Genomic DNA, 21,740 nt, shown 5'->3' with positions numbered 1-21,740 from the left:
TTGGGCGAATTTGGGAGCCCTGTCCGACGCTCTACCCTCCAGTTTGTCTTGACATTTGGCGCTGTCCGTCTAGGATGATCCCAGGACCTCGACGAAGCGGGTGACATGGGACTGTTCAATGTCGATGCACTGGATGTGCTCACGATGGGGCGCATCGGTGTGGATATTTACCCACTGCAGACCGGCGTCGGCCTGCAGGACGTCGACAACTTCGGCAAATTCCTAGGCGGCAGCCCCACCAACGTCGCCGTCGCCGCCGCGCGCCTGGGGAGCTCGTCGGGCATCGTGAGCGCCGTCGGTGAAGACCCGTTCGGCACCTTCTGCCGTGAGGAGCTCGGCCGACTGGGCGTGTACGAAGACTTTGTGCAAACCATGGTCGGGCACAACACCCCCGTCACCTTCTGCGAGATCTTTCCGCCCGACCACTTCCCGCTGTACTTCTACCGACGGCCCATCGCGCCCGACATGCTGCTCACCCCCGACACGCTCCCCGTCGGAGCCATCGAAGCGGCACGCGTGTTCTGGCTCACCGGTACCGGGTTCTCCAGCCAGCCCAGCCGCGACGCGCACTTCGCCGCCCTCGAAACCCGCGCGAGCGCCGGCATTACGGCCCTCGACCTGGATTTCCGCGCACAGTTTTGGGAGAGCCCCGACGAAGCCCGTCGCCGCATGCGCGACGCACTGAAGAAGGTGACGATCACCGTCGGTAATCGAGAAGAGTGCGAGGTTGCCGTCGGGGAATCCGACCCCATCGCAGCCGGTCGGGCGCTGCTGAAGCTCGGCGTGCAGGTGGCCGTCGTGAAAGACGGGGCGCGCGGGGCGACGCTCATCACCCCCGACGAAGTGGTCCACGTACCCGGCACCCGCGTCGATGTGCTCAATGGGCTCGGCTCCGGCGACGCCTTCGGCGGTGCGCTGTGCTACGGGCTGGTGCAAGGCTGGGAGCTGGGGGAGATGCTCGCTGTGGCATCTGCGGCGGGGGCGATCGTCGCATCACGGCTCGAATGCGCGACGGCCATGCCCACACTGCCCGAACTGCGCCGCATGGTGCAGGAGCACCCACAACCGCTATCGAGAACACGCACAACCAACAGCTCCCCAGAGGGAGCTCCAAGTGAGGAGAGCAATGACTGAACACGTGTTGCCCGCAGGCTCCACGGCCAGCGGCCCCGTCGAAGTGGATGTCAGCCCTAAGCGCGCAGGCTGGGCATGGTCTGGGTTGCAGGTGGTTGCGCTTGCCGCCGGCGAATCGCACGAGGTCCGCACGGAAGGCCACGAGTACCTGGTGCTGCCGCTGGCCGGCGGGTGCACCGTCGAAGTGGACGGGCAGAGCCACGAGCTGCAGGGCCGCTCCACCATCTGGGGTGAGACCACCGACTACCTGTACCTGCCGTCGGGTGTGGAGGCCACCGTCACTGCCACGCGCGACGGACGGTTCGCGCTGCCGTACTGCGTGGCCTCGGAGCAGCTCGAGGTGCGCTACTGCCCTGCCGACGAGGTGAGCGTCGGCATTCGCGGCGCCGGCGTGATGAGCCGTCAGGTATCCAACTACGCCATCGGCAACCCGCTGCACACGTCGCGGCTGCTCGTCACCGAGGTGATTACCCCCGGCGGCAACTGGTCGAGCTACCCGCCCCACAAGCACGACGAGGATTCCGAGAACGAGCGCGAGCTCGAAGAGATCTACTACTTCGAGATTGAGCCCGACGAGCACGGCCCCGGCATGGCCTTCCACGCCACCTACGGTACCGACGAGCGTCCCATCGACGTGGCTCTCCGCGTCGGCAACGGCGATGTCGCGCTCGTGCCGCACGGCTACCACGGCCCCTGCGTGGCCGCGCCCGGCTACAACCTGTACTACCTGAACGTCATGGCTGGCCCTGGCGATTCCACGTGGCTGTCCGTCGATGATCCCTGTTACGGCTGGCTGCGCGACACCTGGGAGTCCGCCGACGCTGACCCCCGCCTCCCGCTCGACCCCAAGGAGCACGTATGAGCACGATTCGTCTGACGGTTGGCCAAGCCGTCGTTCGCTACCTCTCGCAGCAGTATTCCGAGCGCGACGGGGTGGAGCGCCGCTTCATCCGCGGCATGTTTGGCATCTTCGGTCACGGCAACGTGGCCGGGCTCGGCCAAGCCCTGCTGCAAAACGAGATCGCGCCCGACGAGGGTGAGGATCGCGTCGAGTTCTGGCATGGCCGAAACGAGCAGGGCATGGTGCACGTCGCCGCCGCGTATGCGAAGGCGAAAGATCGCCTGGAGACCCTCGCGGTCACGTCGTCGATCGGCCCAGGTGCGCTCAACATGGTGACCGGCGCGGCGCTCGCCACCACCAACCGCGTCCCCGTGCTGCTGTTTCCCTCCGACATCTTCGCCAACCGTGCCCCCGACCCGGTGCTGCAGCAACTCGAAGATCCGACGAACCCCGACGTGAGCGTCAACGACGCCTTCCGTCCGGTGTCGAAGTTCTGGGACCGCGTGAACCGCCCCGAGCAGCTCATGGTGGCCCTTCCGCGCGCCATGCGCGTGCTCACCGACCCGGCCGACACCGGCGCCGCCACCATCTGCCTGCCTGAAGACGTCCAGGCCGAGGCCTACGATTGGCCGCTGGAGTTCTTCCAGAAGAAGGTGTGGCACGTGGGGCGCATCCGTCCCGACGAGGCAGCCCTCGCCCGAGCTGTCGAGGCCATCAAGGCGTCGTCGAAGCCGCTCATTATTTCTGGCGGCGGCACCATTTATTCCGGGGCCTGCGACGAGCTGCGCGCCCTGGCGAGTGCCACCGGCATCCCGGTGTCCGACACGCAGGCCGGTAAGGGCGCCATCAATTGGGATCACCCGCAGGCTGTGGGTGGCGTCGGTGCTACGGGCGCTGGCTCGGCCAATGCGCTGGCCGAAGAAGCCGACCTCGTCATCGGCATCGGCACCCGCTACTCCGACTTCACCACCGCTTCTCAGACGCAGTTCAAGAACCCCGACGTGCGGTTCGTGAACATCAACGTCACCGCGTTCGACGCGGCCAAGCAGGGCGCCGAGATGGTCGTCGGCGATGCCCGCGAGACGCTGCGGGCACTCACCCCGGCACTCGACGGCTACCGCGTGCCCGAGGAATGGGCCACGAAGATCACCGATGAGGTTGCCGCCTGGCAGCGCACTACCGACGAGTGCTACCACCTAGGGCACGGCCCGCTGCCGGCTCAGACCGAGGTGTTCGGCGCGCTCAACGAGCTCATGGGCCCGAACGACGTGGTGATCAACGCCGCCGGTTCCATGCCGGGCGACCTCCAGTGCCTCTGGCACGCCAGCACCCCAGTGGGGTACCACGTCGAATATGCGTTCTCGTGCATGGGTTACGAGATCCCGGCGGCGCTGGGCGTCAAGATGGCGCTGCCCGACTCCGAGGTGGTGGCGATCGTCGGCGACGGCACCTACCAGATGCTGCCCATGGAGCTCGCCACCATCGTGCAGCAGCGCGAGAAGGTCATCCTCGTGTTGCTGCAGAACCACGGGTACGCGTCGATCGGCTCGCTGTCCGAGTCACACGGCTCGCAGCGCTTCGGCACGAAGTACCGGATGCGCGACGAGGACGGCAAGGCTACCGACGAGCTCATCCCCGTCGACATCGCTGCCAACGCCCGCTCGTGGGGCATCGACGTGATCGAGGTGAAGACCATCGACGAGTTCCGCGACGCGTACCGCAAGGCGACGGAGTCGCAGCACACCACGATGATCCACATTGAAACCGACCTGTACGGGCCCAACCCGCCCGGCACCGGCTGGTGGGACGTGCCCGTCGCGCCGGTGTCCAACCTTGAATCCACCCAGACCGCATACGCCGAATACGCCGAGGCTGTGAAGGCCCAGCGTCGATTCTTCTGACAAGGAGCAACACATGAGTGAACTGACCATGAAGCATTGGATTGATGGCAAGGAGGTCGTCGAAGACGGCGCCGACGTCATCGACATCGACTCGCCCACCACCGGCCAGACGATCGGTGGCGTCGCGGAGGCGAGCACCGAGCTCGTCGAGCGTGCTATCCAGGGCGCACGCAAGGCGCAGAAGGAGTGGGCGGCTATGTCGCTCGCGAAGCGCACCGCCGTGATGTTCAACTTCCGCAACCTCATGGTGGAGCGCCAGGATGAGCTCGCCGCCATCATCGTGAAGGAAGGCGGGAAGACCCACGGCGATGCCCTCGGTGAGATCGCGCGCGGCCTGGAGGTCGTCGAGTTCGCCTGCGGCATCCACAATGCGCTCAAGGGCGACTACACCTCCGGCGCTTCGACCGGCATCGACATCCACACCATCCGGCAGCCTGTCGGCGTCGTCGGTGCTATCTGCCCGTTCAACTTCCCCATGATGGTGCCCATGTGGATGCACCCGATGGCGCTGGCTACCGGCAACGCCGTGGTGCTGAAGCCGGCCACCCCGGTGCCGACGGTGTCCCTCACCGTCGCGAAGATGTACCAGGAGGCGGGCCTGCCCGACGGCCTGTTCCAGGTGGTCTGCGGCGATAAGCAGGTGGTGCAGCACATGCTTGCCTCCGACGGCATCGACGCCATTTCGTTCGTCGGCTCCACCCCGGTGGCGAAGATCATCGCTGAGGGCTGCGCGAAGACTGGCAAGCGCTACCAGGCGCTCGGTGGTGCGAACAACCACGCCATCGTGATGCCCGACGCCAACCTCGATTTCGCCGCGAAGCACATCATCTCCGGCGCGTTCGGTGCGGCAGGTCAGCGCTGCATGGCGCTGCCCGTCGTGGTGGCCGTGGGCGAGGCCGCCGATCCGCTGATTGAGAAGGTGAAGACCAAGGCGGAGGCGCTCGTGCTCGGCCCGGGTGAAGACCCGAAGTCGGAGCTCGGCCCCGTCATCTCCGCTAAGTCGAAGGAGCGCATCATCTCCTGGATCGACGAGGCTGAGGCCGCGGGAGCCACCGTCGTGCTGGATGGCCGCAACTTCAAGCACGCCGACGAGCAGTTCGCCGGCGGCAACTGGCTCGGCCCGACCATCCTCGACAACGTGCCGCTCAACACCAAGGCGTACTGCGAGGAGATCTTCGGCCCCGTGCTTGTCGTCGTGCGCGCCGAAAGCTACGACGAGGCCATCAAGATTGTGAACTCCAGCGAGTTCGGCAACGGTTCCGCCATCTTCACCGAGTCGGGTGAGTACGCTCGTCGCTTCGAGCTCGACGTCGAAGCCGGCATGGTGGGCATCAACGTGCCGATCCCGGTGCCGGTGGGCTACTACTCGTTCGGCGGCTGGAAGGGCTCGCTGTACGGTGACGTGAAGATGCACGGCCAGGAGGGCGTGAACTTCTACACCAAGGCCAAGGTCATCACCACCCGCTGGGCTGGCAAGTCCGACGAACACGTCGGACTCGACTTCGTTGCCTCCGCTTCGCGGTAACCGTTCGGCTTAGCTGAAAACAAGGAATGCTGGAACCCACGTGTTGTGGTGGGTTCCAGCATTCTTTATGTGCATGCACACCGTGGAGGGGCTGCTTCCGGAAGCCAGCCGCGCAGTTGGAGTGCTCTCGCAACTTGAGCAGCCACTACGCACGGTTCATACACGACGTGCGCCCACCCATACCGAAGCGTCCAGGAGTCATGGCTCAATAGGTGCTCGTTGTCGCGAAAGTAGTCGTGCAGCTTGTCGCGATGGTACGCGGTGCCGTCGAGTTCGACGATGGTTGCGTACTCGGCGTAGAGGTTGTCCACCCGCCCCGCCGAGCGCGATTCTTGCCGTATCGGTATCGGCAGCCCGTGGGGGATCACCACATCGCGGTGAAATAACCATTCGAGGGCGCTCTCAATGCCATGGAGCGCATGGCTGCACAGTTGCTGCAGCACACGACGGTGGCGTTGCCGACCGCGCGCTCGCAGGGCGTCGTTGAGTTTCTGGGCGGTGGTGTGGCCATCGGCGAGAGCGCGGGTCAGCGCGCCGACGGCGTCTACTTCCGAGCTCGTCGAAGCGATGTCAAGCACGGTGTCCTCAGGTCGGGTTCGACGAGGAGTGCCGCGTCCAACACGTTCCCCCTGGCGGAACACGACACGCCAGCGACCCACAGTAAAGTCGCGACGCGGATGCCGCACCCACACGACGATGCGACGCGGCTCGGTGGGCAAATAGCCCGCGAGATATCCGGCTGCTTGGAGCCCCACGACGGCATGCTCCCCTCCGGCCAGCAATCCGGCCCAGACGGCAGTGAGGAACGTCGGGGAAGTTGCGACGTGAACTCCGCGCGCCACGCTCTGCCACCGTTTGACGCGTAGCTCCACCTGGCGCGGAGTGAATCCCAGCGCGGTGAGCTGGCGAGTTGTGACCGCGCCATGCTGGGAGCGCAGGAGGCGGTGCAGCGTCGCATCGTTGTCCATGGAGGAATCTTCACCCGTCCATGAGGCCAGTTTCTAGAGGGTGTGGATAACTCCCGCATAAACAATGCTGGAACCCACCTAAACACGTGGGTTCCAGCATTGTTTATGGCGTGTAGCGCGCTGCGTGGCTCAGGCGAGTGCCTGCAGCGCCTCCAGTGACTTCTTCGCTTCGACGATGGGGCCACCGTCGGCGGGGGGTTCCTCGTCGAGCATCTTGTCTTGCTCGAGCACGTAGTAGCCGTCGAATCCGGCCTCGTCGAGGAGCTTCACGATCTGCGCGAAATCGATGTCGCCCTCACCGATGGGGGTGAACACGCCGCCCTTGATGGCCTCCGACCAGGTGAGTTCGCCGGGCAGCAGCTTGTCGACGAGTTCCTTGCGCACATCCTTGGCGTGCACGATGCCGACGCGCTTGGCGTACTTGCGCACCAGATCGACGACGTCGGCGCCACCTGCGGCGAGGTGGCCGGTATCCAGGCACAGGCCCACCGACGAGTTGTCGAGCACGCGCTCCACCTCGTCGACATTTTGCACCATGGTGCCCCAGTGCGGGTGGAGCACGGCGGTGACGCCGCGGGCGCTGCACGCGTCGGAGATCTTGCTCATGTTAGCGAACAGCGTGGCCCAGCCCTGCTCGTCGAGGACGGGGCGGTCGTCGTATCCGTCGCGCCCGGAGTCGGCTGCCAGCACGAGGAACTCGCCGCCGGCGGCCTCAAAGGCGTCGAGTTCGTGCTCGACGGCGGGCAGCGGGTCGACGTCGGGGTCGTGCATGACGGCGAGGAAGAACGAGCCCACCGGCTTCAGCCCATACGGCTTGATGGCCTCGGCGCGGGCGGCGGGGTCGGTGGGCAGCCAGCCTGCGGGGCCGAACTCAGTGGCGGTGAGGCCGATGTCTTTCATTTCGGTGAGCACGCGTTCGGGTGCCATCTGGTAGCCCCAGCCTGGCACTTCGCATACGCCCCAGCTGATCGGTGCGCCAGCAATCTTCATTGATCTACTCCTTGGTTGCGGGATGAGAACCTCGTTCTCCATTATGTCCTATCAAATAGTAAGCGATCCCGCGGGTACGATGAAAATCGCGCGGGTACACTACATTTGTTCGTACATTGCAACGGCGCGCTGGAGCGCCTGAAGGAGTGAACATGATTCGTTTTGCACTGATCGGAGCTGGGCGCATCGGCCACGTCCACGCACGTTCCATCGCAGCCCACCCGCAAGCGCAGCTCGCTATGATCTGCGACCCGTTTGAAGACAACGCCAAATCGCTCGCCGAGCAGTACCAGGTGCCGTACGTGCTCGACCCGGCCGAGGTATTCGCCTCCGACGTCGACGCCGTCGTGATCGGTTCGCCCACGCCCATGCACGTCGAGCATATTCTCGCAGCTGTCCGCGCGGGTAAGCGCGTGATGTGCGAAAAGCCGGTGGCGCTCGACCTCGCGGAGGCAGAGCGTTGCCGCGACGAGCTCGGCGCCGAGGCCGACCGCGTCATGCTGGGCTTCAACCGCCGCTTCGACCCCACCTTCGCCGACATCCACGCCCGTGTGACGGCAGGAGAGATCGGTGAGCTGCAGCAGTTCACCGTTATCTCGCGCGACCCGGCAGCCCCGCCGGCGCAGTACGTCGCCAGCTCCGGCGGCATCTTCCGCGACATGACCATCCACGACTTCGACATGGTGCGCCACTTCCTCGGCGACATCGTCGAAGTGTCTGCGTTCGGCAGCAACACCATCCAGGAGATCGCCGACGAAGGCGATTTCGACCAGGCCGTCATCACCCTGCGCGCCACCGACGGGCGCGTCGCCACCATCGTCAACTCGCGCACGTGCTGCTACGGCTACGACCAGCGCATGGAAGCGTTCGGCGATAAGGGCTCCCTCAGCGCCGACAACCTCACCGCTACCCAGGTGCGCAAGGCCGGGCCGGAGCTCACCGAGGGGCGCGGCGCAATCCTCGATTTCTTCCTCGACCGCTACGTCGACGCCTACGCGCTCGAGCTGGGCGCCTTCATCGAGGCGGTCCAGGCCGACGGGCCGGTCTCCCCGAACGTGCACGACGGCGTGCTCGCCCTGCAGATTGCAGATGCGGCCACCGTCAGCGCTAAGGAGCGCCGTACCGTCACGCTCTAATCGAGCGGAGGTCCGCGGGCGGCGTCGAGCGTGTCTCGGCGCCGCTTCGCGTTGTGTGAACGTGGTGAGCGCGCCGGCGTCGGGCAGCCACTACGCTGTGCTGGCAGCCACCGTGAGTGACAGGAGATGCAAGTGCAACCGGCCGTGACGCAGAGTGATGTAGCCCGGGTTGCTGGCGTGTCCCGAGGCCTCGTCTCGCTCGCCTTGGCGGACTCCCCGAAGGTGGCCGAGGCGACGAAGGCCCGCATTCGCGCTATCGCCGACGAGCTCGGATACTCGCGTAACTTCGGCGCGGCGGCGCTGGCGTCGTCGAGTTCGACGCTGCTGGGCGTAGTGCTGCCGAACTTGCGCAATCCATACTTCGAGAGCCTCATGGCGGCCCTGCAGGGCGAGGCCGAGAGCAGGGGGCTCACCGTACTGGCGGCCACCGCGTCGGGCGATGAGGCGCGCGAAATCGCCATGCTCGAACACTTTCGTGCCATGCGGGTGGGGGGTGTCGTGCTGGCCACCCCGTCGCGGTCAGCCAGCCACTACGCGCAGTTCGCTTCGCGCTTGCCGCTGGTGATCGCCGGTTCGCCGTACGCCGTAGGGCCTGCGCACGTGGTGCATATCGACGAGTACCGCGCGGCCAGGCAGGTTGTCCAGCGGGGGCTTGCTGAGGGTCACCGTCGGTGCGTCTACGTCATGCCCGCAGGGGGCGACGGCGCGACGCAGTACCGACGGGCAGCCATCGCCGCAGCGTGCGACGAGGCTGACGCGCCGCTGGCAATCGTCGATGCCACCGATCGCGCGCGCTTGGTGGACGAGATCGCCACGCATCCAGAGCAAGTGTGCGTGATTGCGCACCATGACCTCCTGGCGATTGAGATTGTGTCGCTCGCGCTGCAGCAGGGGTGGCGGCTTGGGGCCGAGGTCGGGTTGGTGTCGTACGACAACACCTTCCTCGCCGCGTACGAAGGATTCAGTCTCACTTCGGTGGATCAGCAGCCGCGCGTGCAGGCTCGGCGGGCGCTGGATGCGATTGCGGAGCCGGGCGGCGACGTGGGGCGCGACCTCGTCGTCGAACTGCAGCTGGTGACGCGCACCTCGGGTTGAGCGGGAAAAATCAGCCGAGACTCCACGGAATAATGTCTTGACATTCCATGGTTGGGCGATTATCGTGGGCGGTAGTTAACGCGTGTTAATTCGCGCGTGCCGGACCTTTGACGAAGGAGTCCCATGTCCTCAACACCTATTTCCGTGGCTGTGATTGGCGCGGGTATGGCAGGGCGCACGCATGCAAACGCGTGGCGTCAAGCCTCGACGCTGTACGAGCCAGATCTGCTCCCCGGTGTGCGGTTGGCCGCCATCTGCGACGCCTATGAGCCGTTCGCGAAGGCAGCCGCCGGGTCGTACGGATACGAGCGTTACGTCACTGATTGGCGTGACATCGTCGAAGCCGATGACATCGACGTCGTGTCCATCGTCGTCGCCAACAATCTGCATCGCGAGATCGCCGAGGCGCTCATCAAAGCCGGCAAGCACGTGCTGTGCGAGAAGCCGCTCACCGACACCCTCGAAGACGCCAAGGCCATGACCGAAGTGGCTGAGGCGCACCCCGAAGTGGTCACCGGCATCGGCTTCGGGTACCGCCGTCAGGCCTCCATCGCGAAGATCGCCGAACTCGCCCGCGACGGTGCCCTCGGCGAGATCTACCACTTCGACGGTCGCTACTGGTGCGACTACGGCGCAGACCCCAACACCCCCATCGCATGGCGGTACAAGGGCCCCATGGGCTCGGGCGCGCTGGGCGACGTCGGCTCGCACATGACCGACGTGGCCGAATTCATCTGTGGCCCCATCAAGCGCATCTCGGGCGCGACGATGGCCACGGTCATCACACACCGCCCACCGGCAGTGCAAGGCGTTGCTGGCGGGCGCGGCGTCGCCGTGACTGCCGAGGCCACGGAGGAGGTGCAAAACGACGACATCGCCATGTTCAATGCTGAGTTCGAGTCTGGGGCGGTCGGCACGATCTCCGTCTCCCGCGTCGCATTCGGCGACCCGAATGCGCTCATGTTCGACGTGATGGGCTCCAAGGCCAAGGCCTCGTTCGACCTCGCCCGCGGTGGCGAGATCACGCTCAACGACGGGTCCGCCGAGGTCGGCATGCGAGGGCCTCGACGCATCCTCACCGGTCCGAACTTCCCCTACTTCAAGGGCGGTTCGTCGATGGACTTCGCCGGGGTGGGCACCACGCAGATCGACCAGTTCAACTTCCAAGCCCGCGCGTTCCTCGACCAGGTTGCCGGCGTCGACGAAGGCCTCCCCCCTGTGCCCTCATTCGCCCACGGTTACCGTGCCATCCGCATCCAACGCGCCGTCGCAGAATCTGCGGCTTCCGGCGGCAAAGCCATCGATATCCACTGAAAGGAACTCACCAATGTCGCTTGTTCTCGGTGCATACACCGCCTGTTTGCATGACCGCCCGTTGGCCGACGCCCTCGACACGCTGAAAGGCCTGGGGCTCACTGGCGCTGAATTGAATATTGGCGGTTTTATCCCATCGCCGCACGCCCACGTCGATGCCTTGCTTGCCTCACAGGCGGCACGCGACGAGCTCCTCGCCCTGTTCGAGGAAGAGGGCATGTGCTCGCAGGGCTCACCGCCTCCGGTAACCCGCTGAACCCGCTGCCCGACATCGGCCCACGCCACCACTATGACTTGAAGCGCGGTATCGAGCTGGCGGGCAAGCTCGGTGTGGAGGAGATCGTCTGCATGTCCGGCGCCCCGGGCTCCGATCCCGACGCGAAGTACCCGTCGTGGGTGGTGAACCCCTGGGACGGTGTGTATGGCGAGATTCTGGACTACCAGCACTCGGTGCTAGACCCGTACTGGCGAGAAATGGACCAGCGTGCGCAGGACAACAACGTCAAGCTCGCCATCGAGCTGCATCCCCACAACACCATCTTCACGCCGGTGGGTTTCATGGAATTCGCGGAGCGCATCGACGCGAAGAACGTCGGCGTGAACATGGACCCGTCGCATCTCATGTGGCAGCAGGTCGACGCCATCGAAGCGACGCGGTTCCTCGGCGAGCGCATTTTCCACGTCCATGCCAAGGACACCAAGATCGAGCCCGCGGTGGGTATCCGCGGCGTGCTCGACACGTCGCATAAGCGCCCGCCTGCCAACGAGGCCGAGCGGTACCCGTCGGGCATGAATCACTGGTGCCAGGTGTGGCCCGACGATCCCGCCTGGCGGTTCGTGCACGTCGGTGCTGGGCACGACCAGGCGTGGTGGACGGAGTTCCTGCGCGCGGTAGCGGAGATCAACCCCGAGATGCACGTCAACATTGAGCATGAGGACAACCAATTCGACAACGTCACGGGCCTCGAACGTGGAGCCGAAGTGCTGATTGCGGCCAACGCTGCGCTGTAGGCCTACCACGGAATGCCAGTCTTTGTCCAAACAAAGATTGGCATTCGTCCGCCTATTGGCGTAGCCTGCTGTTGCAGGGACGATGACTTGTCCGGACTTTCACATGAGGAGTGACAGTGGTGTCAAAGGCAGTGAACACGAACGATCCGAAATATTCCAAGCTCACCATTGGCGTATGCCCTGATCAATGGGGGGTGTGGTTCCCCGAAGATCCGAAGCAGATGGATCCCCGCCAGGCTTGGGAGGAGATGGCCGAGGCTGGGTTCGAGGTGATCGAGACTGGCCCGTTTGGCTATTTCCCCACTGACCCCAAGGAACTCCAGAAGTGGTGTGACGAGTTCGGCATGCGCGTCGTCGCCGGCACCGGTTGGGGCATCCTCCACAAGCAGGAAGCGTGGGAGGACACCCTCAAGACCTTCCGTGCCATTGCTGAGACGCACGCTGCCGTCGGCGCCGAATACATCGTGCACCTCCCACCGCTCTACCGCGACGACAAAACCTGGGAGTGGACCGACGACCGGGAGCTCTCCGACGACGCCTGGAAGCTCTACGTCGAGCACGCCAACCAGCTCGGCCAGATGCTTCTCGACGAGTACAGTCTGAAGATGGTGCTCCACCCGCACGGCGATTCGCACATCGAGACGCCCGAAGAGATCGCCCGCATCCTCGACGCCACCGATCCCACCTACGTCAACCTGTGCCTGGATTCCGGGCACGTGGTCTACGGCGGTGGCGACCCCGTCGAGCTGTGCCGCAAGTACCCCGAGCGCGTCACCTACGTGCACATCAAGGCCTTCGACGAAGCCATCACTAAGGAAGCGCACGAGAAGGACTGGCCCTTCGGTGAGGCCGTCACCAAGGGCGCTTCGGTATGCCCGCCCGCTGGCCTGCCCGAGATGCACGCGTTCGTCGACGCGCTCGCCGAGCTGGATCGCCCGATCTACGCCATCTGCGAGCAGGACTGCTACCCCTGCGATCCGTCGTTCCCGAAGCAGAACGCCATCAACATGCGCAAGTACCTCGCCGAATGCGGCCTGGGATTGGCCTGATCGCCCAACACTCAAGGAAGAGAACAACCATGACTGTACGCATTGGACTCATCGGCGCCGGCGGCATGGGCCGCGCACATCTCGCCCGCATCCACGACGAGCTCTCAGGCGCGACGATCACCGCCGTCGCCGACATCAACGTCGACGCCGCGAAATCAGCCGCCGAGCCGTACGGCGCCAAGGCCTACGCCAGCTCCGACGAGCTCATCAACGACCCGGAGGTTGACGCCGTCGTCATCGCGACGTTTGGCAAGGTGCACGCACCCGACGTCATCAAGTCGATTGAGGCCGGCAAGTACGTGCTGTGCGAGAAGCCTCTGGCCACCACTGCCGAGGACTGCATCAAGATCATGGAAGCCGAGCAGAAGGCAGGCAAGAAGCTTGTCACCGTCGGTTTCATGCGCCGCTTCGATGCGGGCTACAACCAGATGAAGGCCATCCTCGACGAGGGTTCCCACGGCTACGCCACGCTGGTGCACTGCCGTCACCGTAACCCATCGGTGCCGGAGGGGTACACCACCCGCAACATGATCGACGACACCGCGATCCACGAGATCGACATCTGCCGGTACCTGTTGGGGGAGGAGATCGTCTCCGTTCGTGTGGATACGCCGCGTGCGACGTCGAAGCGGTTCAGCCACCTGCAAGACCCGCTGGTGCTCGTTGCGAAGACGGAATCCGGTGTGCTGATTGACGACGAGATCAACGTCAACATCCAGTTCGGCTACGCCATCGAATGTGAGCTCGTGATGGAGGCTGGCACCGTCCGCCTCGGCGATCAGGAGAAGGTGCACGTGCGCGATTTGCAGGGTGACCGCAATGCTATCTGCGAGTCGCACATCGACCGCTTCCAGGCGGCGTTTAACACCGAGTTCCAGTCGTGGATCAACGCTGTCGCGGACGACCGTCACACGGGCTCGACCTCATGGGACGGGTACGCCGCTACTGCCGTCGTCGACGCTGGGCTCGAATCGCTCGAGAACGACGGTAAGACGGTTGACGTCACGCTCATCGACAAGCCCGACTTCTACGCCTGACCAGGAATCACCAACGACACGCTGAGAGCTGGAGAGGAAACCCCAATGGTTGATATTGCGCTCGACCCCAACATGTACTACATGACCATGTCGACAGCCGACACGCTGCGGAAAGCAGCGGAGCTCGGGTTCCGCTACGTCGAACTGTCGCCGAACAACGAGTTCCACCTGTGGCATCACTACCCGAAGGCGGACAGAGCGTTTATCGACGAGCTCCGTCGCGCAGAGAAGGAGACCGGGGTGAAGGTGCGCACCATCAACCCGGTGTTCAACTGGGCGTCGCCGGACGAGGAGGAGCGGCAGGCGCAGGTGCGCAACTGGCGTCGGCTGCTCGAGCTCGCCGATGCGCTCGAAGTGCGCGACATCGTCTCCGAGTTCTCCGGCGACCGCAACCAGGCCCAGCGCTCCGAAGGCCAGTGGTACAAGTCGATGGAAGAGCTCATTCCGGTGTTCGAGCAGTACGACCTCCGGCTGAGCATGGAGGCGCACCCGTACGACTTCGTCGAACTGCACGACCGTGCCCTCGAACTGGTGCGTTCCATCGATAAGGACTGGATGGGCTACGAGTACTGCTGCCCGCACACCTTCCACCTCTCCGACGGGGTGGGCGATGCCGGCCGGATGATCCGTACCGCTGCCGAGGCGGGCAAGCTGTGGGAGGTGCACGTCGCCGACGGGTTCAACCACCGCATCAACGACGGCAACCGGTACATCATCAACCCGCCAGGTGCCGACGTGACCGTCCACCAGCACAACGCCATCGGGTATGGCGAAGTGCCGTTTGACGAGGTGTTCGACACGCTGCGCGATGTGAACTTCGACGGTGTGCTGTCGGTCTGCGTCTTCGGATGGCATGAACGAGCCGACGAACACAACAAAGCAGCGCTGGCGAAGCTCACGGAAGTCTTCGGTTCCTAGCCTGCACGCTCCTCCCTTCGATAGCCGCCGGAGGGAGGAGCGTTTTCCGTGCTGACAACAACGTCGGCGGGTAGACAGCGGCAACCACCACAACCTGCCAGCGCTGGCAGAATCCTCACAAGGAGATCCCATGTCTCAGAACTCCGACTCCGCAGCGAGTTACTCGCGCGACGAGCTTGAGGAGCTCGTCGAGAAAACCCCGCCATCGGGGCCGAAACGGTCGCTCGGGCTGATCGCCATCGTGGCGACGCTCGGATCACTGTTGTTTGGCTACGACACCGGCGTCATCTCCGGTGCGCTGCCGTACATGTACCTCCCGACGGATGCGCACGGGCTCGCGCTCACCACCAACGAGGAAGGCTGGATCGGTGGCCTGCTGTGCGTGGGTGCCGCGCTGGGAGCATCGTGGGGCGGCGTGCTGTCCGACAAGTACGGGCGTCGGCACAACATCATGCTGCTCGCCATCGTCTTCTTCCTCGGCGCAGTGGGCTGCGCGCTCAGCCCGAACGTCTGGATTCTGTACTTCTTCCGCATCGTGCTCGGCTTCGCGGTCGGTGGTGCGTCGGCGACCGTGCCCGTCTTCCTGGGTGAGACGGCGCCGAAGCGGATCCGCGGGACCCTCGTCGCTGTCGACCAGCTGATGATCGTGTTCGGCCAGTTCCTCGCGTTCTCGGTGAACGCCGGCATCGCCCGCGCGCAGGGTGGCCCCGGCGTTGACGTTGAAGGCGGCCAGCACATCCTCTGGGACACCGCGCGGTCGCAGTTCGAGGCCGGCACCCTGGGTGCCATCCTCGACGGCAACGGCCTCACCTGGCGGTACATGCTCATCCTCGCCTCGCTGCCGGCGATCGCCTTGTGGATCGGTATTCGCCTGATGCCGGAGTCGTCGCGCTGGTACGTCGCTAACCTCAAGATTCCGGAGGCCATCGGCTCGCTCAAGCGCGTGCGCAATGAGGATAAGGACGGCCCGATCGTCGACGAGCTCGACGAGATGCTCGAGGTGCAGCGCAAGGAGTCGAATGCCGAGAAGTGGGGGCTCGGCAAGATTTGGAAGACGAAGTGGACCAGGCACCTGCTCATCTTGGGCGTGCTGTTGGGCTTTGCCGACCAATTCACCGGTATCAACACGGCCATGTACTACACGCCGAAGATTCTCACCGCAGCGGGCTTCCCAACGGACGTGGCCATCATGCTGAACGTCATCTCGGGTGGTTTGTCGTTCGTCGGATCCGCCGTGGGCTTGTGGCTGGTGACGAAGTTCGCTCGACGCCACGTTGGTATTTATCAGGAAGCGGGCATCGTGTTATCGCTGGGTGCGCTGGCCTTCGTGTTCTGGAAATTCATCCTTCCGCACGAGACCGCGTCGGGCGAGATCGTCGGCGCCCCGAGCTTCGCGCCCATTTTGGTGCTGGTGATCATCTGCTTCTTCGTGTTCATTAAGCAATCGGGCACCGTGACGTGGGTGATCATCGCGGAGCTCTTCCCGTCGAAGACGCGCGGTCTGTCGATGGGTGTTGCGGTGGGAGCGCTATGGCTTGCCAACGGTTTCGTAGCCATCATCTTCCCGCCGATGATGGAAGCACTGGGCGGTGCGGGCACGTACCTCGTGTTTGCCCTCATCAATGTGTTGTCTCTGTGCCTCTACATCTTCTTCGTTCCGGAGACGAAGTATCACTCCTTGGAGGAGCTGGAGATGCGCTTCGAAAAGGACTACTCCTAATCCTTTTCACCGACGGGCACCTCGTTCGCGCGCATGGCGTGGGCGGGGTGTCCGTCGGTCTACCTGCGACTGTCCGAATGATGGACATACCTCAGAATGTCCTAACAAAATGGTGATGGGCGGTAGATTTGTGCTTACAAGGTGTGGTCCAGGTGGCCCGCACTACGAAAGGAACAGCCATGGCGAGCAATGACGCAATCCAGATCCCCGAAACCATGCGAGCAGCAGTACTGCGCGACACTTCCAAAGGTCTCGAAGTAGAGACTTTGCGAACCCCGCGTCCCAGGAACGGTGAGGTGCTCATCAAGGTGACTGCCTGTGGCTTGTGCCACTCCGATCTCCACGTGATCTCTGGCGCTATCGCTTTCCCGCTGCCGGCCGTGCTGGGCCATGAAGTGACCGGCACCATCGTTGAAGTGGGGCCCGGCAACGAACACTCCGGGCTCGCGGTCGGGCAACAGGTGGCGGGCGGGTTCCTCATGCCGTGTGGGCAGTGCGAGGCGTGCGCGGCTGGTCACGACGAGCTGTGCGCTCCGTTCTTCTCTCTCAACCGTTTGGAAGGGAAGCTCTACGACGGTGAGACGCGACTGGCTACCCCAGATGGTGAGCAAGTCGCCATGTACTCCATGGGCGGCCTGGCAGAATACGCGGTGGTTCCAGCCACGTCGGTGGCGGTGGCTCCCGAGGGCGTGGATATGGTGTCTGCCGCCATTCTCGGCTGTGCGGCCCTCACTGGCTATGGGGCGGTGCGACGCGGGGCCGACCTCCGCTACGGCGAGACAGTCGCCGTCGTCGCCACGGGCGGCGTCGGTACGAACATCGTCCAGATCGCGGCAGCCTTCGGTGCGAGCCAGGTGATTGCCATCGACGTCTCCGACGAGAAACTGGAACCCATGCTCGGCTACGGCGCCACCGCCGTCGTGAACTCCTCCACGCAGGATCCTCGAGAGGCCGTGCTGGCACTCACTAACGGTAAGGGAGTGGACGTGTCGTTCGAGGCGCTCGGCATTCCGGCCACCTGGAAGACCGCCCTTGACGTGCTCGCCGACGGTGGGCGCATGGTGCCCATCGGTTTGGGGGCCGGTGTGCAGACCGCCGAGGTGGAGATCAATAGGACTGTCCGGCGATCACAAAGCATCCTCGGCTCCTACGGTGCGAGGACCCGCCAAGACCTCCCCGCCGTCGTGGATCTCGCGGCTCGCGGCGTGATTAACTACCGCGACGTGGTCTCGCGTCGCCTGCCCCTAGAGAAGGCAGGCGAAGGGTACGAGGCGCTGCGCAACCACGAGATCCAGGGCCGCGCTGTGGTTGACATGAGCCTCTGAACAGCCGGAAGAACAGGTATACGTGGCGTCGGCGGTGGTCATGCAATCAGCAGGTATGCCGCCGACGCTACGGTCAGCACCGTCACCACGGCGTCGAAAAGTTGCTTGTGCATGCGCTTGGCCAGCCAGCGCCCCACGAACGCGGACACAACCACGACGGGCGCCAGCACCGCGTCGATCCATAGCGTGGATGGTTTGATGATGCCGAGCCCGATGGAGAAGGGCAGCTTCAGTACGTTCACGATCCCGAAGAACCACGCCGTAGTGCCGAGAAAGCTCATCACGGAAAACCTCGAGGCCAGGAAGTACATGGTGGTAACGGGGCCGCCAGCGTTGGCGGCCATCGTCGTGAACCCGGCGAGAGTGCCGTAGACAGCGCGACCGAGGCGTCCCTGAATCTCGGGCGGCTTGGGGAGGCGCATGAGCGCCATCGTGGCTGCGATCAGGACGAGGAGCAGCGCCCCGATGAAGCGCTTGGTGAACTGGTCCGACGCGAAGTGGAGAAACGTCGCCCCGAGAACGACGCCGGCCAGCACGCCGGGGACGAGGCGTTTGAGTGCGGCCCAGTCGGCCTCGCGGTGGTACATGGAGATGGCCATAACGTCGCCCACCAGCAGGAGTATCAGCATGGTGCCGGTGGATTCCTTCGCCGGCAGCGCGGTGGCGAACAGGGCGACGGCTAACGTCGCGGCTCCTGGGAGGGCTGATTTTGAGATGCCGATGGCGATGGCCGCGATGACGAGCAGCCCCCAGGTGGGTGCGGAGATAGAGGTGAGCTCGGGGAGTCCGGAGAAGAGCAACGTCACCACGAGGGCATTCTAGGGGGAGGGGGTTGGGAGGGTGGAGACTGCGCGGTCGCCGTTGTCCGCGCAGCACAGGGAACCCTTCCCTTTGCTGAACTGGCCTCAGGCGATGCGGTTGAGGCTCAGGTAGATGCCGGCAAATGCGGCAGAGGCGGACACGAGGGCAGCCACGGTAGCCACGATGGGTGACGCGATGCTGGCGCTGAGAATGGCCATCACGAGCGCAATGGCGGCGATGATGGACATGTGCACCATGAAGGCGCGGTTGTCAGCACCCTGGGTGGCCCTACGTGCCGGGGTGTATGGGATTGCTGGTGTGGTCATAGGCTATATTCCTTTCGGTTCCTGTGCGGAACCGTCCGGAGAAAGCCCCGCACGGCGGTGTGTCCGGCCAGTCGGCCGGGTCAACTATGTTCGCTGACGTCTCAACTATAGCACCCGGTTCAAATGTAAAGACAAAACGGGTGGGGCGCTCGTTGGCGCCGGTGTGCAGGTCGGGTCGCGTGATGTCGGCCGACGGATACACTCGGATAGATGGACTGGTCGGTGTGGGAATGGGTGCGGTTTACCGTCGGCCTCTCGGTGATGGTGGGCGCGGTGATCGTCATCTTGCGCGCCCACGGCGTCAAGATGGGGTTGGCTCCGGCGGTGGCCATCGTCCGCGCGTGCCTGCAGCTGGCGCTGATCTCCGTGCTGCTCGGGGCGGTGCTGAAGTGGCCGTGGCTGGTGCTGGCGTTCATCGTGCTCATGCTCACGACGGCGTCGATGACCGGTGCCAAGCGGGCGGCGGAGCTGCCCGGCGGACGACGGAATGCGGCGCTAGCCGTCGTCGCGGGTGGCGTGGCGGCGACGGGGGCGTCGCTGTTGTTGGGGTTGGTTGGCCTCGATGTGCAGCAGATCATCGCGGTGGCGGGTATCTCTATCGGCAACGCCATGGCCGCGTCGACGCTGACCGCGCGTAACTACCTTGCGGCGCTGCGCTCCGGCGTCGGGGAAGTGGAAGGCTGGCTGGCGCTCGGGGCGACGCCGCCGCAGTCCACTGTGCGGCTGCGGAGGGACGCGGTGCGCGAAGCGCTCATCCCCACGATTGACCAAACCCGCAACACCGGGCTTGTCACGCTGCCGGGCGCGTTCGTCGGTGCGTTGTTTGCAGGGCTGAGCCCGGTGGCGGCCGGAGTGTTCCAGGTGGTGGTGTTGGCTGCAATTCTGCTCGCGAAATCTGTGACTGGCACGGTGTTCTCCACCCTCGCTGGGCGGGCGCGCCAGCTGGTGCCGAGTTCTTGAGGGTTGCGGGGCTGGGGCTCGCGAGGAACCTAACCCAATATTCACACGCGTTTTGTGAGACAGCCGATTTCGGCCGGATTTGGCAAACGCGTGTGAGTATTGGGTTAGCTGCTGGCGGTGAGGCTCAGCTAGGCATGTTCCGGAACGAGCACGCGGACTCCAAAGCGAGCAAGATCGCGATCAAAGGTGACCATCGTCGCATCGAGCTCCAGTGCCAGTGCGGCCAGGTGGGCGTCGTTGGTGAGATTGCCGGCCGTGCCGGATTCCACCAGAAGCCCCGCGAGCAGGGCAGCGTGCCGGGGTGACGGCTCAGGCGTTACCACTCGCGGGTGATTGAGCCATGCATGTACCACCGACATCGCTTCCTCGGGTGAGAGCGGGTGTTCCAGAACGCGCGGGTGGGTGCTGATTCGGATGAATCCGAGCAGAGACACCCACGGCAAACCGACTACGTCTGTGCCCGATTGGAGCTCATGCAAGAGCCAGGTGTGGCTGGCATCGTGATGCGGGGAGTTGGCGTTGACTGCGTAGATCAACACATTGGTATCTACGAGCAGCATCAGCGGCCTTGGGTGAGCTTGAATGCGAGGGCTTCGTCTTCCATGTCGGCAGCGAGCCTGGTGGCATGGGTGAGATCTGCGTTAGCTGATCCCATGTCGAAGCTGGGGAAGGTGAAGTCGGCGTCATGGTGTGATCCGAGGCCTCGACGTAGGGCGTCGTTCACCACTTTTTTGAATGAAGTCTGACGTTTGGCCATCTCTTCCTCCAGCAGCTTGGCTACATCGGGGTCGAGGGTGAGCGTCGTACGCATGTAGGCATCATAGCATCACGGGATTTGATGCCTTGATGCTATGTGTGAACCGCTAGGGCGGTCAGCCGATCGTGCACACCAAGCCCTTGCCTGACTTGGCGAGCTAACCCGATATCCACACGCGTTTCGTGAAACAGCCGTTTTCGGCCGGATCTGGCAAACGCGTGTGGATATCGGGTTAGGGCAGCGGTGGGCCTGCCTGCCGGCGGTATATGTGCTAGATAGTGGCTACACTCTCGGTATGCGCACCATCAGCCAGCGCGCGGTGTGCAACGACAGTGGTGAGATACTTCGTGAGACGGAGGCCGGAGAGGTCTTCGTCGTCACCCGGCGCGGCGTACCCGTCGCGCAACTCGTCCCCTACGCAGGCGGTCGTCGAGCCATCAAGCCCGCACGGCAAGACGCGATCTTCGATGTCTCCGAACTGGTCGTCAGCTCGATTCCAACAGCCACGGTGCTGGATGACTTGCGTGGAGAGCGATGAGTCGCTGGTATCTGGATACTTCAGCCGCGATCAAACTCTTGGTGAGGGAGAGCGAGTCGGCGGCGCTCATCCACATGATCAACCATGAACGGCCAGCGCTGACCTCGTCGCTGCTCCTGGAAACTGGACTCCGTCGAGCCGTTCAGCGCATCCCAGCCCTCAGCCAGGGGCTGGTTACCGAGTTGCTCGCCAAGGTCTCGTTGTTTGAAGTCGAACCGGCTCAATTCACGCACGCGGGCCTGTTACCCGGAGCGAATCTAAGTTCCCTCGACGCATTGCACCTCGCTACAGCCATCGACCTGCAGATGGATGCTCTCCTCACCTATGACGTGCGAATGACTGCAGCGGCCGAAGAAGTCGGTATGCCAGTGCTGGCTCCGGCCTAATCCAACGA

At 64.3% G+C, this 21,740-nt stretch carries 21 protein-coding genes and 1 pseudogene; 16 read left to right on the top strand and 6 right to left on the bottom strand.

Annotation, left to right across the window (positions count from 1 at the left end; translation table 11 throughout):
• Positions 1 to 105: 105 nt before the first annotated feature.
• The 4 genes from iolC to Q0X61_RS07195 are packed head-to-tail and all read left to right on the top strand — an operon-like array spanning position 106 to position 5,401.
• Positions 106 to 1,134 carry a 5-dehydro-2-deoxygluconokinase gene (gene iolC / locus Q0X61_RS07210; protein ID WP_297741753.1) on the top strand — a complete coding sequence of 343 codons (1,029 nt, stop codon included), beginning with the start codon at positions 106 to 108 and terminating at the stop codon, positions 1,132 to 1,134.
• Complete coding sequence (gene iolB, locus Q0X61_RS07205; protein WP_297741751.1) at positions 1,127 to 1,996, top strand: 5-deoxy-glucuronate isomerase; 870 nt, start codon at positions 1,127 to 1,129, stop codon at positions 1,994 to 1,996. Before iolC ends, iolB begins: the two co-directional genes overlap by 8 nt.
• Entirely contained in the window at positions 1,993 to 3,876 is a 1,884-nt protein-coding gene (gene iolD, locus Q0X61_RS07200) for a 3D-(3,5/4)-trihydroxycyclohexane-1,2-dione acylhydrolase (decyclizing) (protein ID WP_297741749.1), read from the top strand. The genes iolB and iolD overlap by 4 nt, the downstream gene beginning before the upstream one ends.
• 28 nt (positions 3,877 to 3,904) lie before the next feature.
• A complete protein-coding gene (locus Q0X61_RS07195) occupies positions 3,905 to 5,401 on the top strand; it encodes a CoA-acylating methylmalonate-semialdehyde dehydrogenase (RefSeq protein WP_297741776.1) in 1,497 nt (498 codons plus the stop codon).
• Positions 5,402 to 5,466: 65 nt separating this feature from the next.
• Here the strand turns inward: Q0X61_RS07195 and Q0X61_RS07190 are convergent, their stop codons facing one another.
• Both Q0X61_RS07190 and Q0X61_RS07185 read right to left on the bottom strand, forming a co-directional pair.
• Positions 5,467 to 6,369: a hypothetical protein gene (locus tag Q0X61_RS07190; protein ID WP_297741747.1), complete on the bottom strand. Its 903-nt coding sequence runs from the start codon at positions 6,367 to 6,369 to the stop codon at positions 5,467 to 5,469.
• 129 nt (positions 6,370 to 6,498) lie between these two features.
• Positions 6,499 to 7,359, bottom strand: a complete 861-nt coding sequence (locus tag Q0X61_RS07185; protein WP_297741745.1) for a sugar phosphate isomerase/epimerase — start codon at positions 7,357 to 7,359, stop codon at positions 6,499 to 6,501.
• Positions 7,360 to 7,511: 152 nt separating this feature from the next.
• On the opposite strand from Q0X61_RS07185, the gene iolG reads away from it, so the two are divergent.
• The 9 genes and pseudogenes from iolG to Q0X61_RS07140 all read left to right on the top strand — a co-directional run bounded on the left by iolG (position 7,512) and on the right by Q0X61_RS07140 (position 17,964).
• Positions 7,512 to 8,495 carry an inositol 2-dehydrogenase gene (iolG, locus tag Q0X61_RS07180; protein ID WP_297741744.1) on the top strand — a complete coding sequence of 328 codons (984 nt, stop codon included), beginning with the start codon at positions 7,512 to 7,514 and terminating at the stop codon, positions 8,493 to 8,495.
• Between the two features lie 126 nt (positions 8,496 to 8,621).
• Positions 8,622 to 9,590 (top strand): LacI family DNA-binding transcriptional regulator, encoded by a 969-nt coding sequence (locus Q0X61_RS07175; protein WP_297741742.1) that lies wholly within the window; start codon positions 8,622 to 8,624, stop codon positions 9,588 to 9,590.
• Positions 9,591 to 9,713: 123 nt separating this feature from the next.
• Positions 9,714 to 10,904, top strand: a complete 1,191-nt coding sequence (locus Q0X61_RS07170; protein WP_297741740.1) for a Gfo/Idh/MocA family protein — start codon at positions 9,714 to 9,716, stop codon at positions 10,902 to 10,904.
• A gap of 13 nt (positions 10,905 to 10,917) precedes the next feature.
• A pseudogene (locus Q0X61_RS07165) lies at positions 10,918 to 11,915 on the top strand (sugar phosphate isomerase/epimerase family protein).
• Positions 11,916 to 12,034: 119 nt separating this feature from the next.
• Positions 12,035 to 12,964: a sugar phosphate isomerase/epimerase gene (locus Q0X61_RS07160; RefSeq protein WP_297741738.1), complete on the top strand. Its 930-nt coding sequence runs from the start codon at positions 12,035 to 12,037 to the stop codon at positions 12,962 to 12,964.
• Between the two features lie 29 nt (positions 12,965 to 12,993).
• Complete coding sequence (locus tag Q0X61_RS07155) at positions 12,994 to 14,001, top strand: Gfo/Idh/MocA family protein (RefSeq protein ID WP_297741736.1); 1,008 nt, start codon at positions 12,994 to 12,996, stop codon at positions 13,999 to 14,001.
• Between the two features lie 45 nt (positions 14,002 to 14,046).
• Complete coding sequence (locus Q0X61_RS07150) at positions 14,047 to 14,919, top strand: sugar phosphate isomerase/epimerase (RefSeq protein ID WP_297741734.1); 873 nt, start codon at positions 14,047 to 14,049, stop codon at positions 14,917 to 14,919.
• 130 nt (positions 14,920 to 15,049) lie between these two features.
• A complete protein-coding gene (locus Q0X61_RS07145) occupies positions 15,050 to 16,639 on the top strand; it encodes an MFS transporter (protein WP_297741733.1) in 1,590 nt (529 codons plus the stop codon).
• A gap of 179 nt (positions 16,640 to 16,818) precedes the next feature.
• The gene (locus Q0X61_RS07140; RefSeq protein ID WP_297741732.1) at positions 16,819 to 17,964 is read left to right on the top strand and encodes a zinc-binding dehydrogenase; all 1,146 of its coding nucleotides are present in this window, start codon (positions 16,819 to 16,821) and stop codon (positions 17,962 to 17,964) included.
• A 38-nt stretch (positions 17,965 to 18,002) separates the two neighbouring features.
• On the opposite strand, the gene Q0X61_RS07135 is transcribed toward Q0X61_RS07140, so the two are convergent.
• Both Q0X61_RS07135 and Q0X61_RS07130 read right to left on the bottom strand, forming a co-directional pair.
• Complete coding sequence (locus tag Q0X61_RS07135) at positions 18,003 to 18,773, bottom strand: sulfite exporter TauE/SafE family protein (protein WP_297741731.1); 771 nt, start codon at positions 18,771 to 18,773, stop codon at positions 18,003 to 18,005.
• 96 nt (positions 18,774 to 18,869) lie between these two features.
• Positions 18,870 to 19,091, bottom strand: coding sequence for a hypothetical protein (locus Q0X61_RS07130; protein WP_297741730.1), 222 nt, complete (start codon positions 19,089 to 19,091; stop codon positions 18,870 to 18,872).
• 210 nt (positions 19,092 to 19,301) lie between these two features.
• Between Q0X61_RS07130 and Q0X61_RS07125 the strand changes: the two genes are divergently transcribed.
• Positions 19,302 to 20,051: an ABC transporter permease gene (locus Q0X61_RS07125; protein WP_297741729.1), complete on the top strand. Its 750-nt coding sequence runs from the start codon at positions 19,302 to 19,304 to the stop codon at positions 20,049 to 20,051.
• Positions 20,052 to 20,179: 128 nt separating this feature from the next.
• Here Q0X61_RS07125 and Q0X61_RS07120 read toward each other — a convergent pair whose 3' ends face one another.
• Both Q0X61_RS07120 and Q0X61_RS07115 read right to left on the bottom strand, forming a co-directional pair.
• On the bottom strand, positions 20,180 to 20,611 hold the full coding sequence (locus Q0X61_RS07120; protein ID WP_297741728.1) for a TA system VapC family ribonuclease toxin: 432 nt from the start codon (positions 20,609 to 20,611) through the stop codon (positions 20,180 to 20,182).
• Complete coding sequence (locus Q0X61_RS07115) at positions 20,611 to 20,862, bottom strand: hypothetical protein (protein WP_297741727.1); 252 nt, start codon at positions 20,860 to 20,862, stop codon at positions 20,611 to 20,613. Before Q0X61_RS07115 ends, Q0X61_RS07120 begins: the two co-directional genes overlap by 1 nt.
• A gap of 241 nt (positions 20,863 to 21,103) precedes the next feature.
• On the opposite strand from Q0X61_RS07115, the gene Q0X61_RS07110 reads away from it, so the two are divergent.
• Positions 21,104 to 21,346 (top strand): type II toxin-antitoxin system Phd/YefM family antitoxin, encoded by a 243-nt coding sequence (locus Q0X61_RS07110; protein ID WP_297741726.1) that lies wholly within the window; start codon positions 21,104 to 21,106, stop codon positions 21,344 to 21,346.
• Positions 21,343 to 21,732 carry a type II toxin-antitoxin system VapC family toxin gene (locus tag Q0X61_RS07105; RefSeq protein WP_297741725.1) on the top strand — a complete coding sequence of 130 codons (390 nt, stop codon included), beginning with the start codon at positions 21,343 to 21,345 and terminating at the stop codon, positions 21,730 to 21,732. The genes Q0X61_RS07110 and Q0X61_RS07105 overlap by 4 nt, the downstream gene beginning before the upstream one ends.
• Positions 21,733 to 21,740: the final 8 nt, after the last annotated feature.

The sequence above is a fragment of the uncultured Tessaracoccus sp. genome, from assembly GCF_947255005.1.
Classification (GTDB): domain Bacteria; phylum Actinomycetota; class Actinomycetes; order Propionibacteriales; family Propionibacteriaceae; genus Arachnia.
Note: the sequence above shows the minus strand (reverse complement) of the source record. Positions and strands in the feature narration are given on the sequence as shown.

What these genes read in the sequence shown, in the direction of transcription:
- iolC (WP_297741753.1), top strand. Translation starts at nt 106, where the DNA reads ATGGGACTGTTCAATGTCGATGCACTGGATGTGCTCACGATGGGGCGC.
- iolB (WP_297741751.1), top strand. Translation starts at nt 1,127, where the DNA reads ATGACTGAACACGTGTTGCCCGCAGGCTCCACGGCCAGCGGCCCCGTC.
- iolD (WP_297741749.1), top strand. Translation starts at nt 1,993, where the DNA reads ATGAGCACGATTCGTCTGACGGTTGGCCAAGCCGTCGTTCGCTACCTC.
- Q0X61_RS07195 (WP_297741776.1), top strand. Translation starts at nt 3,905, where the DNA reads ATGAAGCATTGGATTGATGGCAAGGAGGTCGTCGAAGACGGCGCCGAC.
- Q0X61_RS07190 (WP_297741747.1), bottom strand. Translation starts at nt 6,369, where the DNA reads ATGGACAACGATGCGACGCTGCACCGCCTCCTGCGCTCCCAGCATGGC.
- Q0X61_RS07185 (WP_297741745.1), bottom strand. Translation starts at nt 7,359, where the DNA reads ATGAAGATTGCTGGCGCACCGATCAGCTGGGGCGTATGCGAAGTGCCA.
- iolG (WP_297741744.1), top strand. Translation starts at nt 7,512, where the DNA reads ATGATTCGTTTTGCACTGATCGGAGCTGGGCGCATCGGCCACGTCCAC.
- Q0X61_RS07175 (WP_297741742.1), top strand. Translation starts at nt 8,622, where the DNA reads ATGCAAGTGCAACCGGCCGTGACGCAGAGTGATGTAGCCCGGGTTGCT.
- Q0X61_RS07170 (WP_297741740.1), top strand. Translation starts at nt 9,714, where the DNA reads ATGTCCTCAACACCTATTTCCGTGGCTGTGATTGGCGCGGGTATGGCA.
- Q0X61_RS07155 (WP_297741736.1), top strand. Translation starts at nt 12,994, where the DNA reads ATGACTGTACGCATTGGACTCATCGGCGCCGGCGGCATGGGCCGCGCA.
- Q0X61_RS07150 (WP_297741734.1), top strand. Translation starts at nt 14,047, where the DNA reads ATGGTTGATATTGCGCTCGACCCCAACATGTACTACATGACCATGTCG.
- Q0X61_RS07145 (WP_297741733.1), top strand. Translation starts at nt 15,050, where the DNA reads ATGTCTCAGAACTCCGACTCCGCAGCGAGTTACTCGCGCGACGAGCTT.
- Q0X61_RS07140 (WP_297741732.1), top strand. Translation starts at nt 16,819, where the DNA reads ATGGCGAGCAATGACGCAATCCAGATCCCCGAAACCATGCGAGCAGCA.
- Q0X61_RS07130 (WP_297741730.1), bottom strand. Translation starts at nt 19,091, where the DNA reads ATGACCACACCAGCAATCCCATACACCCCGGCACGTAGGGCCACCCAG.
- Q0X61_RS07125 (WP_297741729.1), top strand. Translation starts at nt 19,302, where the DNA reads ATGGACTGGTCGGTGTGGGAATGGGTGCGGTTTACCGTCGGCCTCTCG.
- Q0X61_RS07120 (WP_297741728.1), bottom strand. Translation starts at nt 20,611, where the DNA reads ATGCTGCTCGTAGATACCAATGTGTTGATCTACGCAGTCAACGCCAAC.
- Q0X61_RS07115 (WP_297741727.1), bottom strand. Translation starts at nt 20,862, where the DNA reads ATGCGTACGACGCTCACCCTCGACCCCGATGTAGCCAAGCTGCTGGAG.
- Q0X61_RS07110 (WP_297741726.1), top strand. Translation starts at nt 21,104, where the DNA reads ATGCGCACCATCAGCCAGCGCGCGGTGTGCAACGACAGTGGTGAGATA.
- Q0X61_RS07105 (WP_297741725.1), top strand. Translation starts at nt 21,343, where the DNA reads ATGAGTCGCTGGTATCTGGATACTTCAGCCGCGATCAAACTCTTGGTG.